23 protein-coding genes are annotated in these 26,226 nt (G+C 61.7%); 12 read left to right on the top strand and 11 right to left on the bottom strand.

The features are described 5' to 3' along the window. Positions 1-2 precede the first annotated feature (2 nt). Positions 3-281, top strand: coding sequence for a PTS sugar transporter subunit IIB (locus TX24_RS13620; protein WP_003193989.1), 279 nt, complete (start codon positions 3-5; stop codon positions 279-281). Positions 282-417: 136 nt separating this feature from the next. Here the strand turns inward: TX24_RS13620 and mltF are convergent, their stop codons facing one another. Then, entirely contained in the window at positions 418-1,878 is a 1,461-nt protein-coding gene (mltF, locus tag TX24_RS13615) for a membrane-bound lytic murein transglycosylase MltF (protein ID WP_003193988.1), read from the bottom strand. A gap of 286 nt (positions 1,879-2,164) precedes the next feature. On the opposite strand from mltF, the gene purL reads away from it, so the two are divergent. From purL to TX24_RS13590, 5 genes are all read left to right on the top strand, one after another. After that, positions 2,165-6,061 (top strand): phosphoribosylformylglycinamidine synthase, encoded by a 3,897-nt coding sequence (gene purL / locus TX24_RS13610; RefSeq protein ID WP_057710510.1) that lies wholly within the window; start codon positions 2,165-2,167, stop codon positions 6,059-6,061. Positions 6,062-6,065: 4 nt separating this feature from the next. Continuing rightward, positions 6,066-6,377, top strand: coding sequence for a YqfO family protein (locus tag TX24_RS13605; RefSeq protein WP_003193986.1), 312 nt, complete (start codon positions 6,066-6,068; stop codon positions 6,375-6,377). 313 nt (positions 6,378-6,690) lie between these two features. Beyond that, the gene (locus tag TX24_RS13600; protein WP_005791146.1) at positions 6,691-7,329 is read left to right on the top strand and encodes a DUF6036 family nucleotidyltransferase; all 639 of its coding nucleotides are present in this window, start codon (positions 6,691-6,693) and stop codon (positions 7,327-7,329) included. After that, positions 7,313-7,759, top strand: coding sequence for a hypothetical protein (locus tag TX24_RS13595; protein ID WP_032900861.1), 447 nt, complete (start codon positions 7,313-7,315; stop codon positions 7,757-7,759). Before TX24_RS13600 ends, TX24_RS13595 begins: the two co-directional genes overlap by 17 nt. A 531-nt stretch (positions 7,760-8,290) precedes the next feature. Beyond that, positions 8,291-8,560, top strand: a complete 270-nt coding sequence (locus tag TX24_RS13590) for a DUF6124 family protein (RefSeq protein ID WP_020301367.1) — start codon at positions 8,291-8,293, stop codon at positions 8,558-8,560. Between the two features lie 115 nt (positions 8,561-8,675). On the opposite strand, the gene nagE is transcribed toward TX24_RS13590, so the two are convergent. From nagE to TX24_RS13555, 7 genes are all read right to left on the bottom strand, one after another. Then, a complete protein-coding gene (gene nagE / locus TX24_RS13585; RefSeq protein ID WP_057710509.1) occupies positions 8,676-10,373 on the bottom strand; it encodes an N-acetylglucosamine-specific PTS transporter subunit IIBC in 1,698 nt (565 codons plus the stop codon). Positions 10,374-10,399: 26 nt separating this feature from the next. After that, positions 10,400-12,910 carry a phosphoenolpyruvate--protein phosphotransferase gene (ptsP, locus tag TX24_RS13580; protein WP_057710508.1) on the bottom strand — a complete coding sequence of 837 codons (2,511 nt, stop codon included), beginning with the start codon at positions 12,908-12,910 and terminating at the stop codon, positions 10,400-10,402. 30 nt (positions 12,911-12,940) lie between these two features. Then, positions 12,941-13,951, bottom strand: a complete 1,011-nt coding sequence (locus TX24_RS13575; protein WP_034133595.1) for an SIS domain-containing protein — start codon at positions 13,949-13,951, stop codon at positions 12,941-12,943. Next, positions 13,944-15,050: an N-acetylglucosamine-6-phosphate deacetylase gene (nagA, locus tag TX24_RS13570; RefSeq protein ID WP_003193979.1), complete on the bottom strand. Its 1,107-nt coding sequence runs from the start codon at positions 15,048-15,050 to the stop codon at positions 13,944-13,946. Before nagA ends, TX24_RS13575 begins: the two co-directional genes overlap by 8 nt. A 10-nt stretch (positions 15,051-15,060) precedes the next feature. Then, positions 15,061-15,819 carry a GntR family transcriptional regulator gene (locus TX24_RS13565; RefSeq protein ID WP_003193978.1) on the bottom strand — a complete coding sequence of 253 codons (759 nt, stop codon included), beginning with the start codon at positions 15,817-15,819 and terminating at the stop codon, positions 15,061-15,063. 262 nt (positions 15,820-16,081) lie between these two features. Continuing rightward, entirely contained in the window at positions 16,082-16,585 is a 504-nt protein-coding gene (locus tag TX24_RS13560; RefSeq protein ID WP_003193977.1) for a L,D-transpeptidase family protein, read from the bottom strand. Positions 16,586-16,621: 36 nt separating this feature from the next. Beyond that, on the bottom strand, positions 16,622-17,170 hold the full coding sequence (locus tag TX24_RS13555; RefSeq protein WP_003193976.1) for an NUDIX hydrolase: 549 nt from the start codon (positions 17,168-17,170) through the stop codon (positions 16,622-16,624). Between the two features lie 147 nt (positions 17,171-17,317). On the opposite strand from TX24_RS13555, the gene TX24_RS13550 reads away from it, so the two are divergent. From TX24_RS13550 to purT, 5 genes are all read left to right on the top strand, one after another. Further along, the gene (locus TX24_RS13550) at positions 17,318-17,920 is read left to right on the top strand and encodes a CoA pyrophosphatase (RefSeq protein WP_003193975.1); all 603 of its coding nucleotides are present in this window, start codon (positions 17,318-17,320) and stop codon (positions 17,918-17,920) included. A gap of 35 nt (positions 17,921-17,955) precedes the next feature. After that, the gene (locus tag TX24_RS13545; RefSeq protein WP_057710507.1) at positions 17,956-18,480 is read left to right on the top strand and encodes a gamma carbonic anhydrase family protein; all 525 of its coding nucleotides are present in this window, start codon (positions 17,956-17,958) and stop codon (positions 18,478-18,480) included. Next, positions 18,477-18,692 carry a DUF1289 domain-containing protein gene (locus TX24_RS13540; protein WP_003193973.1) on the top strand — a complete coding sequence of 72 codons (216 nt, stop codon included), beginning with the start codon at positions 18,477-18,479 and terminating at the stop codon, positions 18,690-18,692. Before TX24_RS13545 ends, TX24_RS13540 begins: the two co-directional genes overlap by 4 nt. A gap of 133 nt (positions 18,693-18,825) precedes the next feature. Beyond that, entirely contained in the window at positions 18,826-19,293 is a 468-nt protein-coding gene (locus TX24_RS13535; protein ID WP_003193971.1) for a preQ0 transporter, read from the top strand. A 70-nt stretch (positions 19,294-19,363) separates the two neighbouring features. Next, a complete protein-coding gene (purT, locus tag TX24_RS13530) occupies positions 19,364-20,545 on the top strand; it encodes a formate-dependent phosphoribosylglycinamide formyltransferase (protein WP_003193969.1) in 1,182 nt (393 codons plus the stop codon). A gap of 121 nt (positions 20,546-20,666) precedes the next feature. On the opposite strand, the gene TX24_RS13525 is transcribed toward purT, so the two are convergent. From TX24_RS13525 to TX24_RS13515, 3 genes are all read right to left on the bottom strand, one after another. Further along, positions 20,667-21,977 (bottom strand): MFS transporter, encoded by a 1,311-nt coding sequence (locus TX24_RS13525; protein WP_003193968.1) that lies wholly within the window; start codon positions 21,975-21,977, stop codon positions 20,667-20,669. Between the two features lie 365 nt (positions 21,978-22,342). Continuing rightward, positions 22,343-23,581, bottom strand: a complete 1,239-nt coding sequence (locus TX24_RS13520; RefSeq protein ID WP_034133592.1) for a transporter associated domain-containing protein — start codon at positions 23,579-23,581, stop codon at positions 22,343-22,345. Between the two features lie 12 nt (positions 23,582-23,593). Then, the gene (locus tag TX24_RS13515; RefSeq protein WP_003193966.1) at positions 23,594-24,406 is read right to left on the bottom strand and encodes a cytochrome C assembly family protein; all 813 of its coding nucleotides are present in this window, start codon (positions 24,404-24,406) and stop codon (positions 23,594-23,596) included. 232 nt (positions 24,407-24,638) lie between these two features. Here TX24_RS13515 and ffh point away from each other — a divergent pair, with 232 nt between their 5' ends. Then, a complete protein-coding gene (ffh, locus tag TX24_RS13510; protein WP_003193965.1) occupies positions 24,639-26,015 on the top strand; it encodes a signal recognition particle protein in 1,377 nt (458 codons plus the stop codon). Positions 26,016-26,226: the final 211 nt, after the last annotated feature.

Raw genomic sequence — 26,226 nt, 5'->3', positions numbered from 1 at the left:
GCATGTTCGAGAAATTGCAGCGGGCGTTCTGGAAAGCCCTGACGCCTGATTTGGTGGCGGAGACGGTTACCGCGTCGACACCCAGCCTGTTGTCGGCCGAGGTGCTGAGTGCATTGGGCGGGGAGTGCAACGTCACGTCACAGCAGCGCGTGGCGCTCACGCGGGTGCGGGTGCAATTGAAGGAGGTGGGTGGGTTGGATGAGTCGGCGTTGAAGGCTGCCGGTGTACCCGCAGTGATGGTACTGCCGGGCGGCGTGGTTCATCTGCTCACCGGCCTATAAGGCGACGATGATCAGATGTGGGAGCCGGGCTTGCCCGCGATAGCGGTGTGTCAGGCGCCGAATACCTTGACTGTCAGGCCGCCATCGCGGGCAAGCCCGGCTCCCACAGGGATTTGCAGTGTGCGGGCTGTCGTAATCAGAGTTGTGGGGTGTCTTGCGCAGGCTTGGTCTTGTCCACACCCGGCACATGCAGGTTGCCTTCCACCACCTGGTTACCCTCCAGCTGCGGCTGGGTCACCCAGGTGAGGATGTCGTAGTAACGCCGGATGTTCGCCACAAAATGCACCGGCTCGCCGCCGCGGGCGTAGCCGTAGCGGGTCTTGCTATACCACTGCTTCTGCGACAGGCGTGGCAGCATCTTCTTCACGTCCAGCCACTTGTTCGGGTTCAGGCCTTCTTTCTTCGCCAGGATGCGCGCGTCGTCCAGGTGGCCGGTGCCCACGTTATAGGCGGCGAGGGCGAACCAGGTGCGGTCGGGTTCGGCGATCTTGTCGTCCAGCTCATCCTTGATCCTGGCCAGGTACTTGGCGCCGCCCATGATGCTCTGCTTGGGGTCCAGGCGGTTGGACACGCCCATGGCTTGGGCAGTGTTCTGGGTCAGCATCATCAGGCCACGCACGCCGGTCTTGGACGTGACCGTGGGTTGCCACAGCGATTCCTGATAACCAATGGCTGCCAACAACCGCCAATCGACTTTCTCGGCCTTGGCATAGGCGCGAAAGTGTTTCTCGTACTTGGGCAGGCGTTGTTGCAGGTGCTGGGCAAAGGTATAGGCGCCGACATAGCCGAGTACATCGACGTGCCCGTAGTAGCGATCTTTCAGACGCTGCAGGGTGCCGTTTTTCTCGACCTTGTCCAGGTAACTGTTGATCTCGTTGAGCAGGCTGTTGTCTTCACCGGCCGCCACCGCCCAGCTCTGGTTGCTGGCATTACCGAGGTCGAAGGCCACGCGCACGTTGGGGAAGTACACCTGGTTCATGGCCACTTCGTTGGAGTCCACCAGGGTCAGGTCGATCTGCCCTTCGTCGACCATGCGCAGCAGATCCACCACCTCAACGGCATCGGATTCTTCGTACTCAATCGCCGGGTTCTGTTTTTTCAGTGCCGCCAGTTGTTCGGCGTGGGTGCTGCCCTTGAGCACCATGATCTTCTTGCCCACCAGGTCGGCGGCGTTGGTGGGGCGCGATTGGCCGTTGCGGTAGATGATCTGCGGGGTGACTTCAAGGTACGGGTGGGAGAAGCGCACCTGCTGCTGGCGCTGGTCGCTACTCACCAGGCCGGCGGCAGCGAGTACCGGGCCGTTGGGTTTGCTCAACTGGTTGAACAGGTCGTCAAGGTTGTCGGCCGTCTCGATTTCCAGCTTCACGCCCAGGTCGTCGGCAAAGCGCTTGACCAGTTCGTATTCGAAGCCGGTTTCACCGTTACGGTCCTGGAAATACGTAGCGGGACTGTTGCGAGTGACCACCCGCAATACGCCATCCTCCTTGATTCGCTCCAGTGTGCTGGGTTTATCAACACAGGCACTGAGCATCAGGAAGAGCAAGGTGGCGATGAGCCATTTGACGCATCGCAGGCGCGAAACAGTTGGGAAGAACATCTGCGCAGTATACGCAAACGGCTCACGGCGCCATATCTCGACAGCGGCGCACTTGTCTGCTAGCCAGCGCAAAACTGTGCTGCAGCCCGCAGAAACGGGGCTTGGCGAGCGTTTGTGACGGTTAAAATAACTGCGCCCAATGCCCTGGATAACGCCCTGATCCCAGGCAAAGCGTGCCAACTGACGTTCGGCGGCCGCCACCGGTAGCGTTTCGGGTGCCGTTGGCGAAGGTTTACGCTAGAATGCACGGCCTCAAAGCACACCCCTTCCCGAGGCTGTCCCGAAGATGTTGATCCTGCGCGGCGCTCCTGCCCTTTCTGCCTTTCGCCACAGCAAACTCCTTGAGCAACTGAGCCAGAAGGTTCCAGCTGTTACAGGCCTGTACGCTGAATTTGCTCACTTCGCCGACGTAACCGGCGTCTTGACCGCCGACGAACAGCAAGTGCTGGCACGCCTTCTGAAGTACGGCCCAAGCGTTCCCGTTCAAGAGCCGACTGGCCGCTTGTTCCTGGTTCTGCCACGGTTCGGCACCATCTCGCCCTGGTCGAGCAAGGCCAGCGACATCGCCCGCAACTGCGGCCTGGACAAAATCCAGCGCCTGGAGCGTGGGATCGCCTTCTACGTCGCCGGCCAGTTCAGCGACGCCGAGGCGGAGCTGATCGCCAGCAGCCTGCACGACCGCATGACCCAGATCATCGTCAGTCAGCTGGAACAGGCTGCCGGCCTGTTCAGCCACGCCGAGCCGAAGCCGCTCACCGCCATTGACGTGCTGGGCGGTGGCCGCGCCGCCCTCGAGAAGGCCAACACCGAGCTGGGCCTGGCCCTGGCCGAAGACGAGATCGACTACCTGGTCAACGCCTTCAACGGCTTGAAGCGCAACCCCCACGACATCGAACTGATGATGTTCGCCCAGGCCAACTCCGAGCACTGCCGTCACAAGATCTTCAACGCCAGTTGGGACATCGACGGCCAAAGCCAAGAGAAAAGCCTGTTCGGCATGATCAAGAACACCTACGTGATGCACAGCGAAGGCGTTCTGTCGGCTTATAAGGACAACGCCTCGGTGATCGTCGGCTCCGTCGCCGGCCGTTTCTTCCCGGACCCGGAAACCCGCCAGTACGGCGCGGTGCAGGAGCCGGTGCACATCCTGATGAAGGTTGAAACCCACAACCACCCGACCGCGATTGCCCCGTTCCCGGGCGCAGCTACCGGTTCGGGCGGTGAAATCCGCGATGAAGGTGCTACCGGCCGTGGCGCCAAGCCCAAGGCGGGCCTCACCGGTTTCACCGTATCCAACTTGCAGATCCCGGGCTTTGAACAGCCGTGGGAAGTGCCGTACGGCAAGCCTGAGCGCATCGTCACCGCGCTGGACATCATGATCGAAGGCCCGCTGGGCGGCGCCGCGTTCAACAACGAATTCGGGCGCCCGGCGCTCACCGGTTACTTCCGGACCTTCGAGCAGTCCATCACCACCCCGCGTGGCGATGAAGTGCGCGGTTACCACAAGCCAATCATGTTGGCTGGCGGCATGGGCAACATCCGTGAAGAACACGTCAAGAAAGGCGAGATTCTGGTTGGCTCCAAGCTGATCGTGCTCGGCGGCCCGGCGATGCTGATCGGTCTGGGCGGCGGCGCGGCTTCTTCCATGGCCACCGGCACCAGCTCGGCAGACCTGGACTTCGCTTCCGTACAGCGCGAAAACCCTGAGATGGAGCGCCGCTGCCAGGAAGTCATCGACCGTTGCTGGCAGTTGGGTGACAAGAACCCGATCAGCTTCATCCACGACGTCGGTGCCGGTGGTTTGTCCAACGCCTTCCCGGAACTGGTCAACGACGGCGACCGTGGTGGCCGTTTCGAGCTGCGCAACATTCCAAACGACGAGCCGGGCATGGCCCCGCACGAAATCTGGAGTAACGAATCCCAGGAACGCTACGTACTGGCCGTCGGTCCTGAAGACTTCGCACGCTTCCAGGCCATCTGCGAACGCGAGCGTTGCCCGTTTGCCGTGGTCGGCGAAGCCACTGCCGAGCCGCAACTGACCGTCACCGACAGCCACTTCGGCAACAGCCCCGTGGACATGCCGTTGGAAGTGCTGCTGGGCAAGGCCCCGCGCATGCACCGTTCGGCCAACCGTGAAGCTGAACTGGGCGATGATTTCGACCCAAGCACGCTGGACCTGGCCAACAGCATCGAACGCGTGCTGCACCATCCGGCCGTGGCGAGCAAAAGCTTCCTGATCACCATCGGCGACCGCACCATCACCGGCCTGGTGGCTCGTGACCAAATGGTCGGCCCATGGCAGGTGCCGGTGGCCGACGTTGCCGTCACCGCCACCAGCTTCGATGTGTACACCGGTGAAGCCATGGCCATGGGCGAGCGCACACCGTTGGCCCTGCTGGACGCTCCGGCGTCGGGCCGCATGGCCATTGGTGAAACCCTCACCAACATCGCCGCCTCGCGTATCGGCAAGCTGTCCGACATCAAACTGTCGGCCAACTGGATGTCCGCTGCCGGCCACCCGGGTGAAGATGCGCGCCTGTACGACACGGTTAAAGCCGTCGGCATGGAGCTGTGCCCGGAACTGGGTATCACCATTCCGGTGGGCAAGGACTCCATGTCCATGGCCACCCGTTGGAACGAAGACGGCACCGACAAGAGCGTCACGTCGCCGCTGTCGTTGATCGTCACGGGTTTTGCGCCGGTCACCGACATCCGCCAGACCCTGACCCCGCAACTGCGCATGGACAAGGGCACCACCGACCTGATCCTGATCGACCTGGGCCGTGGCCAGAACCGCATGGGCGCCTCGATCCTGGCGCAAACCCACGGCAAGCTCGGCAAGCAGGCCCCGGACGTCGACGACGCCGAAGACCTCAAGGCCTTCTTCGCCGTGATCCAGGGCCTGAACGCCGACGGCCACCTGTTGGCTTACCACGACCGTTCCGACGGTGGTTTGCTGACCAGCGTTGTCGAAATGGCCTTCGCCGGTCACTGCGGCTTGAACATCGTGCTCGACAGCGTTGCCGAGGATGCTGCCGAAATCAACGGCATCCTGTTCAACGAAGAGTTGGGTGCGGTGATCCAGGTGCGCCAGGACGCTACCCCAGACGTGCTCGCGCAGTTCAGCGCTGCTGGCCTGGCCGAGTGCGTGGCGGTGATTGGCCAGCCGATCAACAACGGCGAAGTCAATATCTCGTTCAACGGCGACACGGTCTTTACCGGCCAGCGCCGCTTGCTGCAACGCCAGTGGGCCGAGACCAGCTACCAGATCCAACGCCTGCGTGATAACGCCGACTGCGCCGAGCAGGAATTCGACGTGATCCTGGAGGAAGACAACCCGGGCCTGAGCACCATGCTCAGCTTCGACGTCAACCAAGACATCGCCGCGCCTTACATCAAGAAGGGCATCCGCCCACAGGTTGCCGTGCTGCGTGAGCAGGGCGTCAACGGCCAGGTGGAAATGGCGGCCGCGTTCGACCGCGCCGGCTTCAATGCGATTGACGTGCACATGAGCGACATCCTCGCCGGTCGCGTTGACCTCAACGAGTTCAAAGGCCTGGTGGCCTGCGGTGGTTTCTCCTACGGCGACGTGCTGGGTGCCGGTGAAGGCTGGGCCAAGTCGGCCCTGTTCAACAGCCGTGCCCGCGATGCGTTCCAGGGCTTCTTCGAGCGCAACGACAGCTTCACCCTGGGTGTGTGCAACGGTTGCCAGATGATGTCCAACCTCAGCGAGCTGATCCCGGGCAGCGAGTTCTGGCCGCACTTTGTGCGCAACCGTTCCGAGCAGTTCGAAGCCCGTGTTGCCATGGTGCAGGTGCAGGAATCCAACTCGATCTTCCTGCAGGGCATGGCCGGTTCGCGCATGCCAATCGCCATCGCCCACGGTGAAGGCCATGCCGAATTCAGCAGCGAAGAAGCGCTGCTTGAAGCCGACCTGTCCGGCACCATTGCCCTGCGCTTTGTCGATAACCACGGCAAGGTCACGGAAAGCTACCCGGCCAACCCGAACGGCTCGCCGCGTGGGATCACCGGCCTTACCAGCCGCGACGGCCGCGTGACCATCATGATGCCGCACCCGGAGCGCGTGTTCCGCGCCGTGCAGAACTCATGGCGCCCGGAAGAGTGGAACGAAGACGGCGCCTGGATGCGCATGTTCCGCAACGCCCGCGTGTGGGTGAACTAAGGCCGTGTACAAGCTCGCCTTCTTCGTGCCCGACAGCCATGTGGAGACGGTAAAAACCGCCGTCTTCGCAGCCGGCGGCGGGCGCATCGGCGACTACGACAGCTGCGCCTGGCAAGTGCTGGGTCAGGGCCAATTCCGCGCGTTGGACGGCAGCCAGCCGTTTATCGGGCAGGTGGGCCAGGTTGAAGTGGTTGAAGAGTGGAAGGTTGAGTTGGTGGTGGCGGATGAATTGATCGTGGCTGTCGTGGCTGCTTTGAAACTCAGTCACCCGTATGAGACACCGGCGTATGAGGTGTGGCAGTTGGCGGATTTTTGATCTGTTGGCTGCATAAACAAGAAACCCGCTGGGCCAGTTTGGTCGGCGGGTTTTTTGTTGGCTGTAAGTGCCAATCGCAGGCAAGCCAGCTCCCACATTTGACCCCGTTGTCAGACCGTACATCAATCCCATGTGGGAGCTGGCTTGCCTGCGATGGCGTCGGTGCAAGCGCCTCAGAACTTTCCGACAAGCCTTTCAGGTTGTCCGTCGGAATCTGTCTCCCTAGCCTCAATCGGTCGCTGATAACTCAGTGATCGGGGCTTGAATTCAAGACCCGTCCAGCAATGATCTTGCGTACGGTTTGAAATTCTATATGCAAATTCCAGATTTCGTTGTTCCTCGCCTCAATACCAGCTCTGCGCTAGGGCAAGCTCTGATTTCAATGTTCAGAGCCATTGAAATGGAATTGACGCTCGAAGGCGCCAGTCCGGGCGCGGTCCAGGTCATTGTATTCGGTGGTTGTGCTGTTCATTTATATACCCACCACCGTGTGTCCACCGACGTGGATGCGGAGATTTATTGCGCAAATACTCAAGACACGCTGCGCCTACGAACATTGCTTGCAGAGTTTCCAGAACAGTTTTTCGATGAGCAGTCTGGCCGTGTCATGGAGTTGAACTATGACCTCCAATACAACACTAGCTTTGGTCCGCTCCACGAAGACTACTGGGAGCGAAGTCTTCCCCTGGAAGAGTTTCCTCTTGAGTCTGCGTTGCATCTTCATGTAGCTGCGCCTATCGACATTGCAATCTCCAAATTGGGCAGAGCCACTGATCAGGATGTAGATGACATCATGGCGTTGCTCAGGGCTGGCTTCATAGTGACCGCTGAGCTCCGTCAGCTGGCATTGCAGGCGATTGATATGTATGTTGGCAACAAAGAGCCACCCAGATCCATACTGACCAATATCTTGCACGATTATCTGGAGACTGCAGATGGCGAAGCCCTTTAACGGTCCGGTCCTCTCTTCCGCCTTGGACACACTGGTCAAAAGCCCCTTGAATCAGGCTGATGATGCTGCCTTGGTCAGTGCAGCGAAAGCTGTGTGGTATTCGGATACCAATCTTGTGGGCGAGGTGAGGGCGTTCATTCAGGAGCACTCCAGTGAGGTAGAGCTTCGTCGCGCAGGCTATTTGCTTGAGCGCTTCACACGCTTTTCGTGTGCGACCGATAGTCGGGTAAAGGAAGCGTTGAAGGCGCTTGAACTGTTCTCAGCCTCAAGGCAATACGTGAAATCCCAAGGCGCTGTTGCGTTGCGCAGTCGTCGTGACGAACTGGCAATGTCCTGGGGATTAAGTGAGGGTCTGGGTTTGAAGGTTCAGACCTTGATGCCTTTTCAGACCCGCCACTATGAAGCCGACCAGCGTGCGAAGTCTGCCTAGGTATAGATAGCTATCAAAGAACTCGGCTTAGGCCTAATGCCGTTCAGTTAAGCGTATATCGCCCTCTGTAGGAGCGAGCTTGCTCGCGAAAAGCGTCAACGATAACGCGTGCTTCCTGAATGAACGCGGCGCCTGTGAGTTTTTCGCGAGCAAGCTCGCTCCTACAAAATGCCTTAACTGAACGGCATTACGGCTTAGGCCGAGTTTTTGCTGTCTGCGATATCTTCAGCTCTCGGAGATTTCCGACAAGCCTTTCAGGTTGTCCGTCGGAACGGGTACCACTAACCTTCGTCAGTCGCTGCCAATTCAGCGACCGGGACTGCAAGCCCGCCGAAACCTCACCAGTTAGTCACAAGCGCCTTTATAATTGCGGCGCTTTTTCATGGTCGCCATTTATGGCGGCTGTGTGCGGGAGACCTTCGGGTCTACCGAGACTTGCTGGTGACTCTCGGTCTTGCAGGCCCGCACACAGCTGCCACCCATCATCTGCAAGTGATGCTGGTAGTTCTTACTTCACACCAGAGGTTTACCATGATCAAAGACAGTCCAAATCCCCCATCTGATTCCCAGCCCACCGACCAAATCTTCACCATCCTAACCAACCTGAACAGCGAAACCCTGCTCGCCAACGCCTCCCAAGACCTGGCATCCGTGCAGGCACTGGCGGGTCAACTGGCTTTTGATGTCGACGGCCCCCTGCGTGATGCAGTGCTGGGGATTCATCGGATGGTGGAAGGGATCCAGTTGATGGTGGATCGGGTGCTGGATCTTCACGAAGTGTCAGCAGCCACCGCTAACTGATCGTTCCCACGCTCCGCGTGGGAATGCATCCTGTGACGCTCTGCGTCACCCTTGCGCAGGGCGGGACGCAGAGCGTCCGGGGCGGCATTCCCACGCAGAGCGTGGGAACGATCGGTCAGGCGTTGATAGGGCGGGTAACCAACCGCTCCAAAGCCTCACCCAAACCTAAAGCCTTGTCACCAATCAACAAGTGCCAAACCCCGCTATCCAGCTGGCTCACACCCTTGCAACCCAGCGCAGTGAGGTCCGCTTCAGACAGCACCGAATCATCCCCCAACTCCACCCGCAACCGGGTCATCGCCACCGCTTCCAGCTGGCGCACATTCCCTCGGCCACCCAGAGCATTCAGCCATTTTTCGGCCTCGTGTACATTCACGGCCACCGGCTTATCCACAGGCGCAACCGCTACAGGCGCTGCAGCAACAAACCCCGGCATCGCCAAGCGAATTTCATCAGCAATGCTATCGGCCATCGGCCCGACCACTACCTGCAAACTGCCGCCGTTCCCCGGCCGCACCACAGCCATGGCGCCCAGCGCTTTCAACGCTGCATCCACCGCCTTGTTGCGATCCACCATGTCCAAGCGCAGCCGCGTGGTGCAAGCACCCACACTCAGCAGATTCTCAGCACCACCCAACGCCTGGATATAAGCCGTCGCACGCTGGTTATCACTCATCGCTTCAGCCTGCACCACCTGGATATCTTCCCGGCCCGGTGTCTTGAGGTTGAAGCGGCGGATGCAGTAGCTGAACACCGTGTAGTAGATCACCGAGTAGGCCAGGCCCACCGGTACCACCAGCCAGCCATTGGTGGACTTGCCCCAACCCAGCACCATGTCGATAAAGCCGCCGGAGAAGGTAAACCCGAGGTGGATGTTCAGCATGTTAGTGACTGCCATCGACAGGCCCGTCAGCACGGCGTGGATCAGGTACAGGAACGGTGCGAGGAACATAAACGCGAATTCAATCGGCTCGGTCACCCCGGTCAAGAATGACGTCAGCGCCATGGACAGGAAAATCCCGCCCATCACTTTACGGCGCTCCGGCAACGCATTGCGGTACATCGCCAGGCACGCAGCCGGCAGGCCGAACAGCATCACGGGGAACATGCCGGTCATGAACTGGCCGCCTTTCGGGTCGCCGGCAAAGTAACGAGTCAGGTCGCCGGTGACCACCGCGCCGGTCACCGGGTCGGTAAAGCTGCCGAACACGAACCAGGCCATGTTGTTAAGGATGTGGTGCAAGCCGGTGACGATCAGCAGGCGGTTGAACACGCCAAACACGAACGCGCCCAGGCTGCCGCTTTCCATCAGCAGCACGCCGAAGCTGTTGATGCCGTGCTGGATCGGCGGCCAGATCAGGCCGAAGATCACGCCCAGGCCCACCGCGCTGAAGCCGGTGACAATCGGCACAAAGCGTCGCCCACCGAAGAACGCCAGGTACTCCGGCAACTTGATGTCCTTGAAACGGTTGTACAGCCCGCCGGCCATCAAGCCGCTGGCGATACCGGCGAGCATGCCCATGTTGATGGTGGTGTCCATCACCTTGAGCGTGGAGATCATCACCAGGTAACCAATCGCCCCGGCCAGGCCCGCAGTGCCGTTGTTGTCACGGGCAAACCCCACGGCAATGCCGATGGCGAAGATCAGCGCCAGGTTGGCGAAGATCGCCTGGCCGGCATCGTGCATCACCGCAATGTTGAGCAAGTCGGTGTCGCCCAGGCGCAGCAACAGGCCGGCAATCGGCAGGATCGCGATCGGCAGCATCAGGGCGCGGCCCAGGCGTTGCAGGCCTTCGATAAAGTGTTGGTACATGGCGTGTCTCCCTATTCTTGTTGTTTTCAGCTCAGCGGCCAGTGGTGTTGACAGGCTTGGCGAACGGCTTTAGCGCTGCTCAGGTCGAGCAGTGCCTGGCTCAGTTGCCGGCATTGCGCCGCGTCCAGATGACGAACGCGGTCCTTGATCTCTCCGATCTGCGGCGGGCTTACCGACAGCTCGGTGACGCCCAGGCCGACCAGTACCGGCGTGGCCAGCGGGTCGGAGGCCAGCGCGCCGCACACGCCAACCCAACGGCCATGCTTGGCTGCGCCGGCGCAGGTTTGGGCGATCAGCCGCAACAACGCCGGGTGCAGCGCGTCGACACGGGCGGCCAGGCCTGCGTGGTCGCGGTCCATGGCGAGGGTGTACTGGGACAGGTCATTGGTGCCGATGGACAAAAAGTCCGCATGCTCGGCGAGCTTTTCGGCCATCAGCGCGGCGGCGGGCACTTCGATCATCACCCCCAGTTCGGGGCGCTGGCTCAAACCCAACTCGGCGCACAGTTCATCCAGGCGCTGGCGAATCTGCAGCAGTTCATCCACCTCGCTGACCATCGGCAGCAGGATGCGGCAACGCCCCAGCGGCGCGACTTGCAGCAGGGCACGCAGTTGCTGGTCGAGCAGTTCCGGGCGTACCTGGGCCATGCGAATGCCGCGCAGGCCCAGCACCGGGTTGGCCTCGACGGGCAGCGGCAGGTAGTCGAGTTGCTTGTCGCCACCCACGTCGATGGTGCGGATGATTACCGACTTGTCGCCCATGGCATCCAGCACGGCTTGATAGGCCTGGCGTTGCTCCTGTTCATCCGGCGCAGTGCGGCGGTCGACGAACAGAAATTCAGTGCGCAGCAGGCCGATGCCGTCGGCGCCGTTGTCAAACGCCACCTTGGCTTCGGCGCTGGAGGCGACATTCGCGGCGACTTCAACCGTCACGCCATCGGTGGTGCTCGCCGGTTGTTGGGCTTGGGCCTGTTGCTGCTGGCGTCGTAATTTCTGTGTTTCGCGAATCTGGTGAACTTCGGTGTGGCGCGCTTCGCTGGGGGCCAGTTCCAGGCGGCCGTTGGCGGCATCGAGCACCACCCGCTGGCCTTGGGGTACGTCGAGCACTTCATTGCCCAGGGCGACGAGGCACGGCAGGCCTTTGCCCCGGGCCAAAATCGCCACATGGGAGGTCGCACCGCCTTCGGCCATGCAGATGCCAGCGGCCTGTTGCGCGCTCAGTTGCAGCAAGTCCGAAGGCGTCAGCTCATGGGCGCTGACAATCGCCCCCGCCGGCAATTCGAAATGCCAGGCTTCACCCAGCAACGCCCGCAGCACCCGTTGTTGCAGGTCGCGCAGGTCATTGGCACGCTCGGCAAACAGCGGCTTGCCCAACGCCAACAGCATGGCGCATTGGGCCTGGATCGCATCACGCCAGGCGTGGGTGGCGGCGCTGCCTTGTTCGATGGCAGCGGTGGCTGCGTCGAGTAATGCCGGGTCTTCCAGCAGGGCGAGGTGGGCGGCGAAGATCTCTTCTTCTTCGACATTCTTGCGTTGGCGCGCCTGGTCCAGCGTGTTGCGGATTTCGCCGCGCACTTGGTCAAGGGCGGCATCCAGGCGTTGCAGTTGTTCGTCGACGCTATGATTGCCGCTGTCTTGCGGCAGCTCGATGCCCGTCAGGCGGAACAATGGCCCACATACCAGGCCCGGTGCCGCGCATACGCCTTGCAGCACATTGGCTTCGGTATTCGCTCGGCGTGGTGTGGCAACGACCGGCGCGTGATGCTCCGCGTGGATCGCCACGGACAGCGCGGCGACCAATGCCTGTAACGCCGCCTCGCCATCCTTGCCACGGCAGGTCACCCGTACCTCGTCACCTTCGCCAATACCCAGCCCCATCAGGCCGATCAGGCTGTCGCAAGCCGCGGTTTTATCACCGAAGTGCAGCTGCGATTGGCTGCTGAAGCCCTGGGCAGTCTTGCGGATCAGCGCGGCAGGGCGCGCATGCAAGCCGCCACGGTGGGTGATGCGCACCGTGGCGCTCACTTCTGCGACCGAGTTATCCACAGCGGTTTGAACCGGCGCGGATGTGCGCAGGGCAATGCGCATCAGCGCTTCACCGACCTTCACGGTCTTGCTCGCGATGGGTTGCAGCTCGAAGCGGTCACTGTTGGTGAGGATGATCAGGCTCACCAAGCTCTTGCACTGGCGCGCAATACGATCCAGATCAAACTGCACCAACGGCTGGCCCTGGCTCACCCGTGTGCCTTCCTTCACCAGCAAGGCAAAGCCTTCGCCATTGAGCTCAACAGTGTCGATGCCGATATGCATCAACACTTCGGCACCGTTGTCGGCGCGAAGCGTTAGCGCATGCCCGGTGCGGGCGACATGGATGATCACGCCGTCGCAGGGCGCCTGCAGGCAATCGTTCAGCGGGTCGATAGCGAGACCGTCGCCCATGGCGCCGCTGGCGAACACTTCGTCGGGGACGCGGTTCAGGGCCAGCACCGGCCCACTCAAGGGGGCGCTAAGGGTCAATGGATTATTGTTGTTGGGCATGGGCACGGTACTCATCAGGAAAACGCCGCTTTAGTGCGTGCGGGTGACTTTGCTCAGGTGGCGCGGCTGGTCCGGGTCCATGCCCCGAGCTTCAGCCAGGCCGGCGGCCATCACGTAGAAACTCTGGATCGCCAGGATCGGGTCCAGGCTTGGGTGTTCAGCGCGGCTCAGGGTCAGGTCGCGTTCGGCGATGTCATCCGGCGCAGCCAGCAGCACGCGGGCACCGCGTTGGCGCATATCGGCGGCCAGGCTCAACAGGCCGGCCTGCTCGGCGCCGCGTGGGGCGAACACCAGCAAGGGGTAGTTCTCGTCGATCAGCGCCATCGGCCCGTGGCGCACTTCGGCGCTGCTGAAGGCTTCGGCCTGGATCGCCGAGGTTTCCTTGAGCTTGAGCGCGGCTTCCTGGGCGATGGCAAACCCGGCGCCTCGGCCGATGACCATCAAGCGCTGGCTGCCTTTAAGGGCGTCGATGGCCGTGCGCCAATCCTGTGTGGCGGCGTCACGCAGGCCATCGGGCAAGGCCTGACAGGCTTGCAGCAAGTCGGCTTCCTGATTCCAGTGGCCGATCAGTTGCGCACTGGCGCTGAGGGTGGCGATAAAACTTTTCGTGGCGGCCACGCTGAGTTCCGGCCCGGCGCACAGCGGCACATGGAATTCGCATGCGGCTTCCAGTGGCGAGTCTTCGGCGTTGACCAGCGAGATGCTCAAGGCGCCACGTTTGCGTAACAGGCGCAGGCTATTGACCAGATCCGGGCTCTGCCCCGATTGGGAGAAACCAAACGCTACCTGGCCGCTGACTTTCATCGGCGCCTGCAACAGGGTCACCACCGACATCGGCAGCGACGCCACGGGAATGCCCACGTGCTGCATGGCCAGGTAAGCGAAGTAACTGGCGGCGTGGTCGGAGCTGCCGCGGGCGATGGTCATCGCCACTTGCGGTGGCTGGCGGCGCAGGCGCCCGGCGACTTCTTCCAGCATGGGATTCAGGCGTTGCAGTTGGGCCGCGACGGCGTCGCAGGAGGCCAGGGCCTCTTCAAGCATTTTTGAAGTCAATGGTGTCTCCTTCGACCATTACGTCGGTGAGTGTCAGGGAGCGGTCCAGGCGCACGCAGTCGGCAAAGCTGCCGGGTTGCAGGCGGCCGCGTTCTTCCAGGCCCAGGTAGTCCGCAGGAAATTGCGACAGGCGTTGTGAGGCTTCACTGATTGGCAGGCCGATTTTCACCAGGTTGCGCAGCGCCTGATCCATGGTCAGGGTGCTGCCGGCCAGGGTGCCGTCGGCCAGGCGCACGCCGCCCAGGCATTTGGTCACGGTGTGGCTGCCCAGCTTGTATTCGCCATCGGGCATACCGGCGGCGGCGGTGGAGTCGGTGACGCAGTACAGGCAGGGGATCGAGCGCAACGCCACGCGCATGGCGCCGGGGTGCACATGCAGCAAGTCCGGGATCAGCTCGGCGTACTGGGCGTGGGCCAGCGCGGCGCCGACGATGCCGGGTTCGCGGTGATGCAGCGGGCTCATGGCGTTGTACAAGTGGGTGAAGCTGGTGGCGCCAGCGGCCAGGGCGGCAACGCCTTCTTCATAGCTGCCCAGGGTGTGGCCGATCTGCATGCGCACGCCGCGTTCGCTGAGGGCGCGGATCAGAGCGTCGTGGCCGGCGATTTCCGGGGCGATGGTGATCACCCGGATCGGCGCCAGGCGCAGGTAGGCTTCCACTTCCTGCATCAACGCGGTGTGGGCGAAGTTGGGTTGGGCGCCGAGTTTTCCCGGATTGATGTAGGGGCCTTCCAGGTGCACGCCGAGTACGCGGGCGCTGCCGGCTGGCCGCTGTTCGCAGAACGTGCCGAGCTCACCGAGTACCCGGGAGATTTCTTCCACCGGCGCCGTCATGGTGGTGGCCAGCAGCGAGGTGGTGCCAAAACGCACGTGGGTACGGGTAATGGTCTCGAAGGCGCCCGCACCTTCCATGATGTCCGCGCCGCCACCGCCATGCACATGCAGGTCGATAAAGCCCGGCAGCAGGTAGGGCAGGTCGTTGTCGGCCGGGTCGCACGGCGTGCCGTCAATGGCGACAACCTTGCCGTGCTCATGCACCAGGCGACCGCGCATCCAGCCGCTGGGCGTGAGGATATTGTCTTCAGTCATGGGCAGTTCTCTAAGTTCGCAATTCGGCGGAATAATCATGGCGGCGCAGCTCTGCGACAAAGTCGTAGTAGTCGTTGCGGCAGTAGGTGTCGGTGATCTCAATCGGCGTGTTGTCGGCGGTGTAGCCCACGCGGGTCATCAGCAGCATGGCGGTGCCGGGGGCGATGCCCACCAGCGCGGCAAACTCATCCGAGGCATTGATCGCCTGGATATGCTGCAAGGCGCGCACGATGGGCTTGCCGATGCTTTCCAGATATTCGTACAACGAATTGCCGATGGCCTGGGGGTGGGGCAACACCGACGCTGGCATGGCAGTCATTTCAATCGCCATCACCGTGTCATCGGCTTTGCGCAGGCGCTTGAGGCGCGCCACTTTGTCGGTGGGCGACAGGCCCAGGCGGATCAGTTCTTCATGGGTCGGCGGGGTGATGTCGCGTTCCAGCCACTGGGATGTGGGCACAAAACCCTTGAGCCGCAGCATTTCGCTGAACCCCGACAGGCGCGACAAGGGTTGTTCCAGGCGCGGCGTGATAAAGGTGCCGGAGCCTTGGCTGCGACGGATCAGGCCTTGAGCCAGCAACACTTCCAGCGCTTTACGAGCGGTGACCCGTGAGATGCTCAACTGCTCGCTGAGGGCGCGTTCCGAAGGCAGGGCCTGTTCGGATTTCCACTGGCCGGCATGGATCGCTGCTTCAAGGCTGCGGGCCAGTTGCAGGTACAGCGGCGTGGATTGCTTGTCGTCGGGGCGCAGGGCCAGGATGGGGTTCATCTGTCAGGTTTCCGATGCGTTATTGGAGTGTTGTCGCCCGGTAATGGCCGAAAACTAATACCACTTAAATACCATGTCAATGCTACCAAAACGGTGCGAATCCCGGTTTCAAGGCACTTTAATGGGGCTTGGTATCAAGTGGTATTAGAGAGGTCTTTGTGGCGCGCATAAGTGCAGGGTCCCGCGCGGTGAACTGGTATTCACCGGCAAGCGCTGCCTGGGGCAGGAATTATTTTCGAATTATTTTACGAACGGCGTGGGATTACGGCCGAATCTCGATGAGGGTGCCGTCTTTGACCAGGTTCCACACTTCGCGCATATCCACGTTGCGCATGCCGATGCAGCCGTCGGTCCAGTCCAGGGTGTGAAACCACTGTTCCGGGTAGTCTTCGGTGTCGGGGGTGCCGTGGATCATGATCATGCTGCCCGGCTTCACGCCTTCGCGGCGTGCGCGGGCGGCGTCGCTGATGTTCGGGTAGGAAATGTGCATGGCCAGGTTGAAGCGGTCGCTGGTCTTGCGCCAGTCGAGCCAGTAGAGGCCTTCGGGCGTGCGGCGGTCGCCTTCGATCAGCTTGTGGCCCTTGGGGTTCTTGCCCAGGGAAATGCGATAGGTCTTGAACGGCTTGCCGTCGTTGATCAACTGCAGCTGGTGGGCGGACTTGAGTACCAGGACTTTCTCGACCGTTTTACCGCCAAGGGTTTGCACCGTGGAGGCCGGAGACAGCGTGGCGAACGACAGGCAGATCAGAGCAAGCAACCAACGCATTGAAACGGTATCCCTTTGGCGACATTGGCCGGCTTGTTATTGGGCGGGCTTGGACAGCGGTGGCACAGATTCGCTACGTACCGGGTACGCCTGTTGGCGACGGTCAGCGAAGAAGCATTCTAAGGTACGCCCGACCGTGCGGAAAGCCAGCTCGGACCAAGGGATATCGGCTTCGTCGAACAGCCTCACTTCCAGGCTCTCCTGGCCAGCGGCGAAGTCCAGATCGATCAATTCGGCGCGGTAGAAGATATGCACCTGACTGATGTGCGGCACATTGATCAGGGTATAGATGCTTAAGTTGCGCACCCGGGCGCAGGCTTCTTCCAGGGTTTCACGCATGGCGGCCTGTTCGACGGTCTCGCCATTTTCCATAAAGCCGGCGGGCAGGGTCCAGTAACCCAGGCGTGGCTCGATGGCGCGGCGGCAAAGCAGCACTTGGTCGCCCCACACCGGCACGGTACCGGCGACGATATTGGGGTTCTGGTAATGAATGGTCGAGCAGTGATCGCATACATAACGCAGGCGCGCGTCGCCTTCGGGAATACGTTGGGTCACCGGTTTGCCGCACTGGCTGCAGAAATTCATGCTGGGGTTCCTGGAGAATGGGCACATCTTGGCTTGGTGCCGGGCGTTCCTGCAAGTTGTCGTTTAGCGACAGCTCTGCGGTTTTGGGGTTGGGCGCTCGCACGCTTTGGTGCATGATGCAAGGTAGCCAACAGACCGAGATGACTCATGCTGGACGAGCTACTTCGCCGGGTAAGCAATCACACCCCCCATACCCTGGAAACCGACGGGCGTTTCCCCGAGGCGGCGGTGCTGGTGCCGATTACCCGCAGTGACGAACCCGAGCTGATCCTGACCCTGCGCGCCAGCGGGCTGTCGACCCACGGTGGCGAAGTGGCCTTTCCCGGCGGGCGCCGCGACCCCGAAGACCCGGACCTGATCTTTACCGCTTTGCGCGAAGCCGAAGAAGAAATCGGCCTGCCGCCGGGGCTGGTTGAAGTCATTGGCCCGTTGAGCCCGCTGATTTCCCTGCACGGCATCCGCGTAACGCCCTATGTGGGCGTGGTCCCCGATTACGTCGAATACCTGGCCAACGACGCCGAGATTGCCGCCGTTTTCAGCGTGCCTTTGGACTTTTTCCGACAGGACCCACGCGAACATACCCACCGCATTGATTACCAGGGCCGCAGTTGGTATGTGCCCAGCTACCGGTTCGGCGAATACAAAATCTGGGGGCTGACGGCAATCATGATTGTCGAGCTGATCAACCTGCTCTATGACGATGCCAAGATCAGCCTGCACCAGCCACCCAAGAGCTTCATCAATCTATAAGCCATCGTTTAAATGGCAAGCCGTGAGGAAAAACCATGAAGTACCGCCTGGGCGACGCCCGCGTCGAGATGCACCCCCACAGCTGGGTGGCACCCAATGCCACCCTGGTGGGCAAGGTCAGGCTGGAGGAGGGCGCCAACGTCTGGTTCAACGCGGTATTGCGTGGCGATAACGAGCTGATCCTGATCGGCAAGAACAGCAACGTGCAGGACGGCAGCGTGATGCACACCGACATGGGCTACCCGCTGACCCTGGGCACTGGCGTGACCATTGGCCATAACGCCATGCTGCACGGCTGCACCGTCGACGACTACAGCCTGATTGGTATCAACGCGGTGATCCTCAACGGCGCCAAGATCGGCAAGCACTGCATCATTGGCGCTAACTCGCTGATCGGCGAAGGCAAGGAAATCCCCGATGGCTCGCTGGTCATGGGCTCGCCAGGCAAAGTGGTGCGTGAGCTGACCGAGGCGCAAAAGCGCATGCTCGAAGCCAGCGCCGCGCACTATGTGCATAACGCGCAGCGTTATGCCCGTGACCTGGCTGAGCAGCAGGAATGAGCACAATTGAACGACCGGTCGCCTCGCCCTGCGTGAGCATTTGCGCACTGGATGATGACGATATCTGCACCGGCTGCCAGCGCAATGTGGATGAAATCACGCGCTGGAGCCGCATGGACAACGCCGAGCGCCGGGTGGTGCTGGGGTTGTGCCATGAACGGGCGGTGGCGAGTGGGATGATGTGGATGACCCCTGGGAAATCCGGCGCCTGACAGGCCGCCATCTCCCACCCTTGATGTGTGAATACCGTCAAATGTGGGAGCTGGCTTGCCTGCGATGAGGCCCTGCCAGACGACATCCTTGTAATTGTGTACCCTGTGCGGCATTACCCACAGGTCCATCCCCATGTTTTTCCTGATCGCCTACATCAGCAGCGTCGTGCTGATCAACTTCGCCTTCTCCACCGCCCCGCACCTGGACGTTATCTGGTCCGCCTGGGGCGGCCTGGTATTTATCCTGCGTGACATGGTGCAAACCCGCTTCGGCCACGGCGCAATCATCGCCATGCTGGCGGCGCTGGTGCTGTCCTATATCACCTCCGACCCGTCCATCGCCCTGGCCAGTGCCACGGCGTTTGCGGTGTCCGAGTGCATCGACTGGCTGGTGTTCAGCATCACCAAGCGCCCGCTGCATGACCGCCTGTGGATAAGTTCGGCGCTGAGCATTCCCCTCGACACCTTTATCTTTTTCGGCCTGATCGGCGCACTGACGCCGGCGGTGGCGGGCACGGCGTTGGTGTCCAAATTCGCCGGGGTCACCGTGGTCTGGCTGATCATGGCCTGGCGCATCCGCCGGCGGGCTGTCGCCAACTGAGGCCAATTTTTGCAGTTCATGTAAAATGCCGGCCTTTCTCCCCCATGATCCGCTCCCCTGAGGACCTGTGATGACCCGAATCGGAACTCCATTGTCGCCAACCGCGACCCGCGTTTTGCTGTGTGGCTGCGGTGAGCTGGGCAAGGAAGTGGTAATCGAACTGCAGCGCCTGGGCGTTGAAGTGATTGCCGTGGATCGCTACGCCAACGCGCCGGCCATGCAGGTGGCGCACCGTAGCCATGTGATCAACATGCTTGACGGGGCCGCGCTGCGTGCGGTGATCGAGGCGGAGAAACCGCACTTTATCGTGCCGGAAATCGAAGCCATCGCCACCGCGACCCTGGTCGAGCTGGAGGCCGAAGGTTTCACCGTGATCCCCACCGCCCGCGCCACGTCGCTGACCATGAACCGTGAAGGCATCCGTCGCCTGGCCGCCGAAGAGCTGGACCTGCCGACCTCGCCGTACCACTTCGCCGATACCTTCGAAGACTACAGCAAGGCCGTCCAGGACCTGGGCTTTCCGTGCGTGGTCAAGCCGGTGATGAGTTCGTCGGGCAAGGGCCAGAGCCTGTTGCGCAGCGCCGACGACGTGCAGAAAGCCTGGGACTACGCCCAAGAGGGCGGGCGTGCCGGCAAGGGCCGGGTGATCATCGAAGGTTTTATCGACTTCGACTACGAAATCACCCTGCTGACCGTGCGCCACATCGGTGGTACTACTTTCTGCGCGCCGGTGGGGCATCGCCAGGAGAAGGGCGATTACCAAGAGTCCTGGCAGCCACAGGCTATGAGCCCGGTTGCCTTGGCAGAATCCGAGCGCGTTGCCAAGGCGGTAACCGAAGCCTTGGGCGGTCGTGGTCTGTTTGGTGTGGAATTGTTCATCAAGGGCGATCAGGTGTGGTTCAGCGAAGTGTCGCCGCGCCCCCATGACACTGGCCTGGTGACCCTGATTTCCCAGGATCTGTCGCAGTTTGCCCTGCACGCACGCGCCATTCTCGGCCTGCCGATCCCGTTGATCCGCCAGTTCGGCCCTTCGGCGTCGGCGGTGATTCTGGTGGAAGGGCAGTCCACCCAGACCGCATTCGCCAACCTTGGCGCCGCGCTGAGCGAGCCGGATACAGCGTTGCGTCTGTTTGGCAAACCTGAAGTGAACGGCCAGCGCCGCATGGGCGTGGCACTGGCGCGGGACGAGTCGATTGAAGCGGCTCGTGCCAAGGCGACCCGTGCTTCCCAAGCAGTTGTTGTAGAGCTCTAAACCGCCACGCTCGTTCCCACGCTTTGCGTGGGAATGCCTCTTGTGACGCTCTGCGTCGCGCTTGGGGACGCAGAGCGTCCCTAACTGCATTCCCACGCAGAGCGTGGGAACGAGCATGGGGTCAGGCAACCTTGTTCAAGTCGTTATCCCGCGTCTCTTTCAGGCACAGCACCGCAATCAAACTCAGCAACGCTGCCGCCGACACATACCCCCCGACATAACTCAGCCCGCCCATCGCCACCAGCTTGGTCGCGAAGAACGGCGCCGCCGAGGCCCCCACGATCCCGCCCAGGTTATACGCCGCCGATGCACCGGTATAACGCACGCGGGTCGGGAACAATTCCGGCAGCAGGGCGCCCATCGGTGCGAACGTCACGCCCATCAAAAACAGCTCCAGGGCCAAAAACAGCGCCACGGCCCAGGTGGAGCCATGGGTCAGCAGCGGCTCCATGGTAAAGCCCGACAGAATCGCCAGGACCGCACCGACGATCAACACCGGCTTGCGCCCGTAGCGATCACTGGCCAAGGCGGCCAATGGTGTCGCCAGCCCCATGAATAGCACCGCAAAGCACAGCAGGCCGAGGAAGGTTTCACGGCTGTAGCCCAGGGTGGAAACGCCGTAGCTCAACGAAAACGCCGTGGTGATATAGAACAGCGCGTAGCACACCACCATCGACGCGGCGCCCAGCAGTACCGGCAGCCAATGCTGGCTGAACAGCTCCACCAGCGGCACTTTCACCGGTTTTTCCTTGGCCACGGCATTGGCGAATACCGGCGTCTCATGCAGTTTGAGGCGCGCATACAGGCCCACCATCACCAGTGCGGCGCTGAGGATGAACGGAATGCGCCAGCCCCAGCTGCGAAATTGCTCGTCATTCAGGCTCATGGCCAGAATCAGAAACAAGCCGTTGGCCGCCAGGAAGCCAATCGACGGGCCCAACTGCGGGAACATGCCGAACCAGGCGCGTTTGCCCTTGGGCGCGTTCTCGGTTGCCAGTAAGGCCGCACCGCCCCATTCCCCGCCCAGGCCCAGGCCTTGGCCGAAGCGCAAAACACACAAGAGAATCGGCGCCCAGGCACCGATGCTGTCGTAGCCCGGCAGCAAGCCGATCAAGGTGGTACATACCCCCATCAATAGCAGCGAAGCCACCAGGGTGGATTTGCGGCCGATACGGTCGCCGAAGTGACCGAACAACGCCGACCCCAGTGGCCGGGCGATAAAGGCGATGCCGAAGGTCAGAAACGACGCCAGCATCTGCGCGGTGCCGGAGGTCTGGGGGAAGAACACCGGACCGATCACCAGGGCGGCAGCCGTGGCGTAGATGTAGAAATCGTAGAACTCAATGGCGGTGCCGACGATGCTCGCCGTGGCGACGCGGGCGGTCGAGTTGGCAGGTGCGGCGCTCGCGGCCTCTTGGTAGGTGGTGCTCATAACGTTATCCCTGACGGTTATTGCGCGTTTGGACGCGGATTATTATTGGTCGAACACCCATGGATCAGGGCTGTGCGCGGGGCGGCTCGGGATGGGAGCAAACACCGGTCGGACATGGTAAGGCGGTGCCAGGACACGCTGGGTGCGGGTAGCACGCGGTCGGGCGGGGCTTGGGTAAGCCGCAGGGATTATAGGAAGGGGGCTAAGGATCCAACAAGGGGCTGGTGAGGATCTATGGCCTGGAACTGGATCAATGTGGGAGCTGGCTTGCCTGCGATAGCATCACCTCGGTTCAACTGAAGGACCGAGTCGCCTGCATCGCAGGCAAGCCAGCTCCCACATTGACCGGGTTGAGCCTGCTGAGGTCAGGCGGCCACTGGCACGTGGCTGGTATGCCAGATCAACACCTTGCTCACCCGGTTGTCCTCGGTCTCGAGGATTTCCAGGCGATAACGGCCGACTTTCAGGCACACCGCGCAATCGGGGATGGTCTCCAGCGCCTCGGTCACCAGGCCGTTGAGGGTCTTGGGACCGTCGCTGGGCAGGTGCCAGCCCAGGCTTTTGTTCAGTTCGCGGATCGAGGCGGCGCCATCGATGATGTAGCGACCATCGGGCTGGGCTTCGATATGCGGGTTATCCACAGCCTGATCGCTTTCGAATTCGCCGACGATCTCTTCCAGAATATCTTCCAGGGTGACGATGCCCAACACTTCACCGTACTCGTCCACCACCATGCCCAGGCGCCGCTGCTGCTTGTGGAAGTTCAGCAGTTGCAGCTGCAACGGCGTGCTTTCCGGCACGAAGTAAGGCTCGTGGCAGGCGGCGAGCAGGGCCTCTTTGGTCAGGCTGGCGTCAGGCAGCAGGTGTTGGACCTGCCGGGTATTGAGCACGGCCTGCACCTGGTTGATGTCGCTGTGGAACACCGGCAAACGGGTGCGTGGTGACGTGCGCAACTGTTCGATAATGTCCTCTATCGGCTCATCGAGGTTGATGCCGTCCACTTCGCTGCGCGGCACCAGAATGTCGTTGACCGTGATGTTGTCCAAGGCATGGATGCCGGGCAGGCCGGGAGTGCGGTCGGCGTCGGTGTCGGGCTCTGGGTCGTCATCATGGTCTGGCAGGGGCTCGTCGCTGTTTTTCACCACGCCGGATTTGCGTGCAAACGGGCGCAATAACAGCAGGCTGATGCCATTGAGCAGCCAGGCCAGGGGGTAGAGGATTTTCAGCGGCACGCCCAGCAATGTATTGCCAAAGCCCAGCACTGCTTGCGGGTGACGGGTGGCCAGGGTGCGGGGCAGGTAGTCGGCCAGCACCAGCAGCCCTGCGCAGGAAATCAGCCAGCCCAGCCAGGGCCCGTTCTCTGCCCAGGCATAGATCGCCAGCAGGGTGCAGAGAATCACCACGGCGGCGCGGCACAGGCTGTTGCACAGGATCAGGCTATGGCGCGGGAAGCTCAGGCGTGCGGCCGCCTTGTCGCCCTGGCGGGTGCCGGGGCGCAGGGCCAACAGATGCTGTTGTGCGGCTTCGATGGCGGTAAACAGTGCTGCCCATAGAATAAGCAGGGCAATTACAGCGAGCATCGGCCCTAAGGGCAAGTTGTCCATGATCACTGCTCGTCAGATATGCAGGATGTATTCGCGAACCAGCTTGCTGCCGAAATAGGCCAGCATCAACAGGCAGAAACCGGCCAGGGTCCAGCGGATGGCCTTGTGCCCCCGCCAGCCGAGGCGGTTGCGCCCCCACAGCAGCACGCTGAACACCACCCACGCCAGGCACGCCAGCAAGGTTTTATGCACCAGGTGTTGGGCAAACAGGTTCTCGACGAACAGCCAGCCGGAGATCAGCGACAGCGACAGCAGAGTCCAGCCGGCCCACAGGAACCCGAACAGCAGGCTTTCCATGGTTTGCAGCGGCGGGAAGTTCTTGATCAGCCCGGAGGGGTGCTTGTGCTTGAGCTGGTGATCCTGCAGCAGCAGGAGCAGGGCCTGGAACACCGCGATGGTGAACATGCCGTAGGCAAGGATCGACAGCAGGATGTGGGCGAGGATGCCCGGCTCCTCGTCGATCACCTGTACGGTGCCGGTGGGGGTGAACTGCGCCAGCAGCACCGTGAGCATTCCCAGGGGGAATAGCAGCACCAGCAGGTTCTCCACCGGAATCCGGTAGCAGGCCAGCAGCGTCAGCGCGATGACGGCCGCGGCGATCAGGCTGGCGGCGCTGAAAAAGTCCAGGCCCAGGCCAACCGGGGTCATCAGGTGGGTGAACAGGCTGGCGGCATGGGCCAGCAGGGCCAGCACGCCAAGGCCGACGAGCAGACGTTTGTCCGCTTTGGCGCCTTGGGCCAGACGAGTGCCCTGATAGAGGGTCGCAGCGGCATACAAAATGGCGGCGGCGAGGCTGGGTAGCAAACTGGGTGACAAAGGGAGCATAAATCCTGGTAGGCAAGCCCGAAAGGCGTTGAGTTTGGCACACACCTGCGTTGCACGAAAGACTCCCGCGCCAGACAGCGGGTGTGCATGGGCGCAGTCTTCGCTATAATCCGCGACCTGCCCACGCCGCAGGCTCGGCGAACGCTGTTTTTAATAGCGCTTTCCCCCAGCCTGGGCCGCCATTACCTCGGTCTACCTGCATTTCGATGAGTAGGGCCTGAAAGGATCGCGCATGTTTGAAAACTTGACTGACCGTCTCTCGCAGACGCTGCGCCACGTTACCGGCAAGGCCAAGCTGACCGAGGACAATATTAAAGACACCCTGCGTGAAGTGCGCATGGCGTTGCTGGAAGCCGACGTGGCTTTGCCGGTGGTGAAGGACTTCGTCAACTCGGTCAAGGAACGTGCGGTCGGCACCGAAGTGTCCCGCAGCCTGACCCCGGGCCAGGCCTTTGTGAAGATCGTCCAGGCCGAACTCGAAAGCCTGATGGGCGCGGCCAACGAAGATCTGAACCTCAGCGCCGTGCCGCCAGCCGTCGTGCTGATGGCGGGCCTGCAAGGTGCGGGTAAAACCACCACCGCCGGCAAACTGGCGCGCTTCCTTAAAGAGCGCAAGAAGAAATCCGTGATGGTGGTGTCGGCCGACGTGTACCGTCCGGCGGCCATCAAGCAGTTAGAAATGCTCGCGGGCGAAGTGGGCGTGACCTTCTTCCCGTCCGACCTGAGCCAGAAGCCGGTCGACATCGCCAACGCCGCTATTAAAGAAGCCAAGCTGAAGTTCATCGACGTGGTTATCGTCGATACCGCCGGTCGCCTGCACATCGACGAAGAGATGATGGGCGAGATCAAGGCGCTGCATGCCGCGATCAACCCGGTCGAGACCCTGTTCGTGGTCGACGCCATGACCGGCCAGGATGCGGCCAACACCGCCAAGGCCTTTGGTGACGCACTGCCGCTGACCGGCGTGATCCTCACCAAGGTCGACGGCGACGCCCGTGGCGGTGCCGCGCTGTCGGTACGTGCCATTACTGGCAAGCCGATCAAGTTCATCGGTATGGGCGAGAAGAGCGAAGCGCTCGAGCCGTTCCACCCTGAGCGTATCGCCTCGCGCATTCTCGGCATGGGTGACGTACTCAGCCTGATCGAGCAGGCCGAAGCCACGCTCGACAAGGACAAGGCCGACAAACTGGCCAAGAAGCTGAAGAAGGGCAAGGGCTTCGACCTCGAAGACTTCCGCGACCAGCTGCAACAGATGAAGAACATGGGCGGCCTCGGCGGCCTGATGGACAAGCTGCCCAACATCGGCGGTGTGAACCTGGCGCAAATGGGCAACGCCCAGGGTGCGGCAGAGAAGCAGTTCAAGCAGATGGAAGCCATCATCAACTCCATGACCCCGGCCGAGCGCCGCGACCCTGAGCTGATCAGTGGTTCGCGCAAACGCCGGATCGCCATGGGCTCCGGCACCCAGGTGCAGGACATCGGTCGCTTGATCAAGCAGCACAAGCAGATGCAGAAGATGATGAAGAAATTCTCCGCCAAGGGCGGTATGGCCAAGATGATGCGCGGCATGGGCGGTATGTTGCCCGGCGGCGGCATGCCGAAAATGTAAAGTATTCGAGCGCAAGCCTTGCTTGCGCTCCGCCCCACAGGGATGTGGGATCTCCAGCAAACCCGCCGTTGGCGGGCGCTGACTCGCCGTTTTAACCGACGGCTCTATAGCAGATCTGAATGGCACGCTGATAGGCGCCAGAAAAAGACATTTGCAAAAGTCCGGATATTCCTTAGAATATGCGGCCTTTCGGGCACCTATGCCCGCTGTG

Origin of the sequence: Pseudomonas lactis, assembly GCF_001439845.1 — a bacterium.
In the GTDB taxonomy this organism is placed as follows: domain Bacteria; phylum Pseudomonadota; class Gammaproteobacteria; order Pseudomonadales; family Pseudomonadaceae; genus Aquipseudomonas; species Aquipseudomonas lactis.
Note: the sequence above shows the minus strand (reverse complement) of the source record. Positions and strands in the feature narration are given on the sequence as shown.

Excerpts from the sequence above, each read along its gene's own strand:
- TX24_RS13620 (WP_003193989.1), top strand. The coding sequence starts at position 3 with ATGTTCGAGAAATTGCAGCGGGCGTTCTGGAAAGCCCTGACGCCTGAT.
- mltF (WP_003193988.1), bottom strand. The coding sequence starts at position 1,878 with ATGTTCTTCCCAACTGTTTCGCGCCTGCGATGCGTCAAATGGCTCATC.
- purL (WP_057710510.1), top strand. The coding sequence starts at position 2,165 with ATGTTGATCCTGCGCGGCGCTCCTGCCCTTTCTGCCTTTCGCCACAGC.
- TX24_RS13600 (WP_005791146.1), top strand. The coding sequence starts at position 6,691 with ATGCAAATTCCAGATTTCGTTGTTCCTCGCCTCAATACCAGCTCTGCG.
- TX24_RS13595 (WP_032900861.1), top strand. The coding sequence starts at position 7,313 with ATGGCGAAGCCCTTTAACGGTCCGGTCCTCTCTTCCGCCTTGGACACA.
- TX24_RS13590 (WP_020301367.1), top strand. The coding sequence starts at position 8,291 with ATGATCAAAGACAGTCCAAATCCCCCATCTGATTCCCAGCCCACCGAC.
- nagE (WP_057710509.1), bottom strand. The coding sequence starts at position 10,373 with ATGTACCAACACTTTATCGAAGGCCTGCAACGCCTGGGCCGCGCCCTG.
- ptsP (WP_057710508.1), bottom strand. The coding sequence starts at position 12,910 with ATGCCCAACAACAATAATCCATTGACCCTTAGCGCCCCCTTGAGTGGG.
- TX24_RS13575 (WP_034133595.1), bottom strand. The coding sequence starts at position 13,951 with ATGCTTGAAGAGGCCCTGGCCTCCTGCGACGCCGTCGCGGCCCAACTG.
- nagA (WP_003193979.1), bottom strand. The coding sequence starts at position 15,050 with ATGACTGAAGACAATATCCTCACGCCCAGCGGCTGGATGCGCGGTCGC.
- TX24_RS13565 (WP_003193978.1), bottom strand. The coding sequence starts at position 15,819 with ATGAACCCCATCCTGGCCCTGCGCCCCGACGACAAGCAATCCACGCCG.
- TX24_RS13560 (WP_003193977.1), bottom strand. The coding sequence starts at position 16,585 with ATGCGTTGGTTGCTTGCTCTGATCTGCCTGTCGTTCGCCACGCTGTCT.
- TX24_RS13555 (WP_003193976.1), bottom strand. The coding sequence starts at position 17,170 with ATGAATTTCTGCAGCCAGTGCGGCAAACCGGTGACCCAACGTATTCCC.
- TX24_RS13550 (WP_003193975.1), top strand. The coding sequence starts at position 17,318 with ATGCTGGACGAGCTACTTCGCCGGGTAAGCAATCACACCCCCCATACC.
- TX24_RS13545 (WP_057710507.1), top strand. The coding sequence starts at position 17,956 with ATGAAGTACCGCCTGGGCGACGCCCGCGTCGAGATGCACCCCCACAGC.
- TX24_RS13540 (WP_003193973.1), top strand. The coding sequence starts at position 18,477 with ATGAGCACAATTGAACGACCGGTCGCCTCGCCCTGCGTGAGCATTTGC.
- TX24_RS13535 (WP_003193971.1), top strand. The coding sequence starts at position 18,826 with ATGTTTTTCCTGATCGCCTACATCAGCAGCGTCGTGCTGATCAACTTC.
- purT (WP_003193969.1), top strand. The coding sequence starts at position 19,364 with ATGACCCGAATCGGAACTCCATTGTCGCCAACCGCGACCCGCGTTTTG.
- TX24_RS13525 (WP_003193968.1), bottom strand. The coding sequence starts at position 21,977 with ATGAGCACCACCTACCAAGAGGCCGCGAGCGCCGCACCTGCCAACTCG.
- TX24_RS13520 (WP_034133592.1), bottom strand. The coding sequence starts at position 23,581 with ATGGACAACTTGCCCTTAGGGCCGATGCTCGCTGTAATTGCCCTGCTT.
- TX24_RS13515 (WP_003193966.1), bottom strand. The coding sequence starts at position 24,406 with ATGCTCCCTTTGTCACCCAGTTTGCTACCCAGCCTCGCCGCCGCCATT.
- ffh (WP_003193965.1), top strand. The coding sequence starts at position 24,639 with ATGTTTGAAAACTTGACTGACCGTCTCTCGCAGACGCTGCGCCACGTT.